We start from the raw sequence: 5,007 nt of genomic DNA, 5'->3' as shown, positions 1-5,007 counted from the left end.
TGCAATTTTCATGTATAATCTATTCAGTGATACCTATTGATAACCGGAGGTCAGACGGGAAATATTTATGAAGATAAAAACGAAAAACGCTTTATAAAGGAGAATCAATTATGATCTATATAAAAAACTACGAATTTTACTGTACAGAAGATCTGTCAGAATACAAGGACAGCCTTCTGTTTGACAGCGAAGAAGATATAGCAGGTCTAAAGGCTTATGACTATGACGACAACTGCATTGACATCTGGCTTACTGTCAGCGGAGAAAAGGAAGTCTATCTGATAAATAAAAACGGAAACAAAATAAGCGAGACCTGCGAATATGCGGCAGATTATCCGTATGAGCTGCGTGAAGCCATACGAAACGGCAAGCAGGGTGTGGATTATGAGTGCGATAACAACAATTGGTTTGATTGTATTTATCACGTTTACAATGGAAATGATGAAGAGAAGTATCTCGAAGCTGAACCTTATGAGGGAGAACCTTCTGAAAAAACGCCGGAAGAACTCAAGAAGGAAATGCTTGATTTTGCCGAATATCTGTTCGGTCAGGCTTATGATAAGGGGTATATAAAAGAACCCGAACTTCCCATTAAGGTGCTGGCAAGGGTGTCAGCGGAAAAGGCTGAAAAACTTGACGGCGGGGAAGTCCTCAGGATCGATAACTTTCCTGAAAAGGGTTATCACATAGAGATCGAAAAGAGCTGTGAAACGCCTGAACTTGTTTATATTGATCTTTATGCTGATGAGCCTTTCGATGCAGAGAAATTTATAAAGAACGGCAGATGCTGTCGTCTTATTGCTAAAGCCCATCCAATTAATGTGAACAGCCTTGAAACAGCTATGCACAGCATCAAGGACGGAACTTTTACTGAACTCGTCAAGAGTTCCTGCTAAAAAAGGAGAAATTACTATGAGTATATCAAATGAAGATAAGGAATATCTGATGAGTATAGGCTATCTTGAAAAGGATCTGAAACAGATAGCGTATGCGGCAAAAGCGAACGTGACAAAGTATGAGTGCGAAGGCAAACGTATTGCTAAATCAACGGCGATAGAACTACTCGGACGTAAAAAGTGGCTGAGTGGACTTGCAAGAAGTGCATTTCACTGGTCTGCGGTAAGAGAAGCGGAAGACGGAAGATGCATTCACTTTGACTCATCGAAAATATGGGAGGAAAAATAAAATATGGCAAATCATTCATTCGAAACAGGAGATACCGTAAAATACATCGCTGATGCATATGATGGAAGAAAAGAAACGAAAGCCGTTATTCTCCGTCCGTTGAAGAGTACTGAGTATGAAGGCTCAGACATCGGAAAAATGTATAAGATCTCATTTATAGAAGATGGCTTAACTGCTGATGTCTTTGAAAGTGACATCAAATACCTTACAAAGAAGTATCTTTACATTAAGATCCTGGATAGGAAATTGACAGGAACTCAGCTTTTCGATACATTCGAGGAAGCAAAAAAAGAAATGGCAGATGATTATTACAGACTGCTTGATAATAGCTCATCCGGTGAATATAAGTTAGAAGAAAAAGAAGCATGGATCAATGATGTAAATAGCGATAAGGACTGGGACGGCTATATTCGTGAAGTGCTGATATAAAGGAGTGTTATAATAATTGAGTCTTATATGTTCTGATTATGGCAACGCTTACGGTAATATGAACAGCGAAGCAAAGGAGCTTCGCAGACAGTATTCACAGCTATGTGATGAATATTATGACCCTGCTTGCAGCGGAGATGACGAAAAAGCTTGTAAGGAAAAGAAAAATGAAATCTTGAAGAAGATGTTGGACATCAGTGATACTCGTCTTTTCTGCGTTGTAACGAACAAGAATGAATATCTTCCTTGTGTACGTCATATCTTTAGAGTTGAAGAAGAGGCTGTAAATCGTCTTGAAGAACTCAAAGAAGAGTATTATGAGATATACGAAAAGTGCCCTGATGATAATTTCTGCTTCTTCAGAGGTCTGCATAGAGCGCAGGCGTATGCCGAGAAATTCATAAACGAAGAAATAAAGTGAATAAACTGTGTAACCCGTCTTTTCAAAACGTCTCTCTACGGAGGGACGTTTTTTTATTTGCCCGAATTTTTCAATATAATAATAACAGGATTTTTTATTGATGAACTGGAGGTCAGACAGATCAATGAAGAAAATAATGAAAAGAAGTACTAAAGGAAAATTTATTCGGGAGGAAATTCAATGAAATACTATAACGCAATTGGAAATAGAGCTTACTCACAGAGAGAAGAATGGGTCGATAACGGCAACGGAAATTACTGTAATGTATATTTCCGTATCGATACTATCGGTTTTGAATGTGTAAACGGCTGCTTCGATAAAGAAGATGACCGAAAGGCATTTTATGAAGAAGCGACTAAGATAATAAGTAAATTCGGCATAAAAGAGAGTTCGGGATTCAGACAGAACAATGAATACCTGTATGCTCACCCGCAGAACATCAGCGGTATAGTTGCAAAATCGAAGATAAAAGCTGTTGCAGAAGCTATCGACAACAGTGATACGATGTCGATCCGCTGGGTAGATGTGTATGAAGAATATGCGTTTATCTCAGACGACGATTACAAGGAGATACTGGACAGCAAACGTGCTGAGATCATCAGGTTTATTACCGAGAACTGCCGCACCAAACGCACTAACCTGTATCACAGTTCTTTCAGTGTGGCTGTGGATGTGCAGGAACGGTTCAAAGAGAACCGTATAAACGACATTGAAAATATCAACAAACACGGCATGACCTACAAATACATAGTAGGTGTGATAAAATGGCTGGTGGAAAACAATTATCTTGTTACAGCTAAGGACGAATACATTCGTTCGCTGAACAAGACCGAACAGAAGAAAAACAGAATAAATTACGAAAAGCTGTATGATTCAATAAAGAAAGGCGCTTGATATGATGACATACAAGGAGTATCTGAAAGCAACAGGTCTTAAAGACAGCATGTTTGCTTATAAATGGTGGCGGATAGAGATCTTTCACCAGTCTGAGAGGGATGCCATAAGGTTTATGATAAAGAACTTTCAGGACAGAGAAATATAACGATCAATCGGGAGGAAATACTTATGAAAAATTATGAACTTGAAAATTTACTGAAACTGTATTCGTCTCTCGAAGAAGAGTTAGGAGATGGAGATAAAGCGGTAAAACGCTATCTTTCGGAACTGGTCACAGCCAGAGAAACGATAAAGCAGTTAAGAGATAAGCTAAGTCAGTGCTTTGATGTGAAAGATGCCTATGATGAAGCTACACTTCACAGCTGGTACATAGCATCAGTGGGTGATGAAGAACCTGTATGGACCGAAAAGCACCTTGAGGAACTTATGAATGATTTCTACCTCTTTCCGAAGTCCGGCGGCAATTATGTAGAATACACCGATGAAAAATCGCTGTACAAAGATATTGCATACTGGAGCAATTCTCTGGGAGAGCTTCATCATAAAGGGGAGTTCGATCTGGCAGATAAAAGCGAACTTCCTCCGGAACTTCAGCAGGCATACGAGAAACTGTGGACAGAATCACCCTTTGGTTCAAACTGTTATCTTATGGAATACAAAGGTCAGTATGGTATCGCACTTATAAATGAGTATGATACATATACAGCCGGTCTTGTCGAATGTACGATGGAAGAACTGTATGAGTTAGCAGCTGAAAAAGCAAAGGAACTTTCTGAAAGTCCTTTGCTTGCTGACACAACAGTTATATCAGATAAATACTGCGGTTTTGACGGCTGCCACGAGATAATTGTTTTCATGCCGTATGATACGACAGAAGAAAAATTCAATGCAATAGCAGAATATTTGTATAAAAATGTATATACACTAAAAAAATCGAAAAGCTGATCTGTTTCAAAACGTCTCTCTACGGAGGGACGTTTTTTTATTATCCGGCGTTTTCTTCTATAATCATAACAGATGTTTTATTGATAACCCGGAGGTCAGACAGGTTATACATATCATCTTGACTAACAAAAATATTTCTGATATAATGAAGGAGAATGTTGCATGAGTAAGATCGATACTCCTACAAAAAAATTCATGAATGATAACAATAATGCGGCTGATATTATCAATTTCATGCTCTATGACGGCAAACAAATAATAGATCCTGATGAACTTGTATCTGTTGATCCTACAATGATTTTCACTAATGATAAGGAAAATCGTGATTCGGATGATGATACTCAAAGGATAAGAGATGTTTATAAAAAATTAGCTATGTGTAAATCTGACGGTGAGCGCATTTATGCTATGATAGGTATCGAAAATCAGACTAAAGTTCATTATGCTATGCCGGTAAGATGTGCTGTTTATGATGCATTAAGTTATCTAAAACAAGTAGAATATACAGCTAATAACACCAGACGTTCTTTTTTTGCCAAAAATGATAGACTGCTGCCTGTAATAACATTTGTAATACATTTTTCGCCGGATGAATGGGACGGTAAAACAACATTGAAAGAGTTGTTGAAGAATACGGATCCAAAGCTGCTCCCGTTTATTTCTGATTACAAAATGAATTTGATCGACATAGCGCAGCTCACAGAAAATGATTTTTCTAAATTTCACAGTGAAACGAAACAAATCTTTGAATTTATCAAGTATTCAAAGAATGACGATGAATTACAGAAAATACTTACAACAGACGATGGCTTCAAGACCTTAAGTCGTGATGCAGCTATCGTGATAAAAGCATGTACAAATCTTGACTTAGAGATCGACAAGGAGGAGATCGACATGTGTGAAGCTATCAAAAAAATTCAGGACAAAGCAATATTAAAAGGTCGTGAAGAAGGTCGTGAAGAAGGTTTTGAAAGTGGAATAATTCATGGGTCACGAGTTGAAAAATACAAAACTGTAGAAAGAGCGCTCAAAAAAAATCTTGACATCTCTATTGCTTTGAGTGTCGCAGGACTTACTGAAGAAGAATACGAGGAAATGAAAAACAAGTACAAGGATCTATGACCTGCAAT

The 5,007-nt window shown here is 38.0% G+C and carries 8 protein-coding genes; all 8 read left to right on the top strand.

Features of this window, described 5'->3' with window-relative positions:
- The first annotated feature begins 110 nt into the window (after positions 1-110).
- The 8 genes from CUS_RS05340 to CUS_RS05310 all read left to right on the top strand — a co-directional run bounded on the left by CUS_RS05340 (position 111) and on the right by CUS_RS05310 (position 4,999).
- Positions 111-896: a hypothetical protein gene (locus CUS_RS05340; RefSeq protein ID WP_002848102.1), complete on the top strand. Its 786-nt coding sequence runs from the start codon at positions 111-113 to the stop codon at positions 894-896.
- A 16-nt stretch (positions 897-912) separates the two neighbouring features.
- Entirely contained in the window at positions 913-1,185 is a 273-nt protein-coding gene (locus CUS_RS05335; protein WP_002848098.1) for a hypothetical protein, read from the top strand.
- Positions 1,186-1,188: 3 nt separating this feature from the next.
- Positions 1,189-1,614, top strand: a complete 426-nt coding sequence (locus CUS_RS05330) for a hypothetical protein (protein WP_037276658.1) — start codon at positions 1,189-1,191, stop codon at positions 1,612-1,614.
- Between the two features lie 16 nt (positions 1,615-1,630).
- The gene (locus tag CUS_RS05325) at positions 1,631-2,035 is read left to right on the top strand and encodes a hypothetical protein (RefSeq protein WP_002848090.1); all 405 of its coding nucleotides are present in this window, start codon (positions 1,631-1,633) and stop codon (positions 2,033-2,035) included.
- A gap of 180 nt (positions 2,036-2,215) precedes the next feature.
- Entirely contained in the window at positions 2,216-2,929 is a 714-nt protein-coding gene (locus CUS_RS05320) for a hypothetical protein (RefSeq protein WP_002848096.1), read from the top strand.
- 1 nt (position 2,930) lies between these two features.
- Positions 2,931-3,077: a hypothetical protein gene (locus CUS_RS19745; RefSeq protein ID WP_002848101.1), complete on the top strand. Its 147-nt coding sequence runs from the start codon at positions 2,931-2,933 to the stop codon at positions 3,075-3,077.
- 23 nt (positions 3,078-3,100) lie between these two features.
- Entirely contained in the window at positions 3,101-3,877 is a 777-nt protein-coding gene (locus CUS_RS05315; protein WP_002848099.1) for a hypothetical protein, read from the top strand.
- A gap of 162 nt (positions 3,878-4,039) precedes the next feature.
- Entirely contained in the window at positions 4,040-4,999 is a 960-nt protein-coding gene (locus CUS_RS05310) for an Rpn family recombination-promoting nuclease/putative transposase (protein ID WP_002848094.1), read from the top strand.
- Positions 5,000-5,007 lie beyond the last annotated feature (8 nt).

This window comes from Hominimerdicola alba 8, assembly GCF_000178155.2.
Taxonomy (GTDB): domain Bacteria; phylum Bacillota; class Clostridia; order Oscillospirales; family Ruminococcaceae; genus Hominimerdicola; species Hominimerdicola alba_C.
Note: the sequence above shows the minus strand (reverse complement) of the source record. Positions and strands in the feature narration are given on the sequence as shown.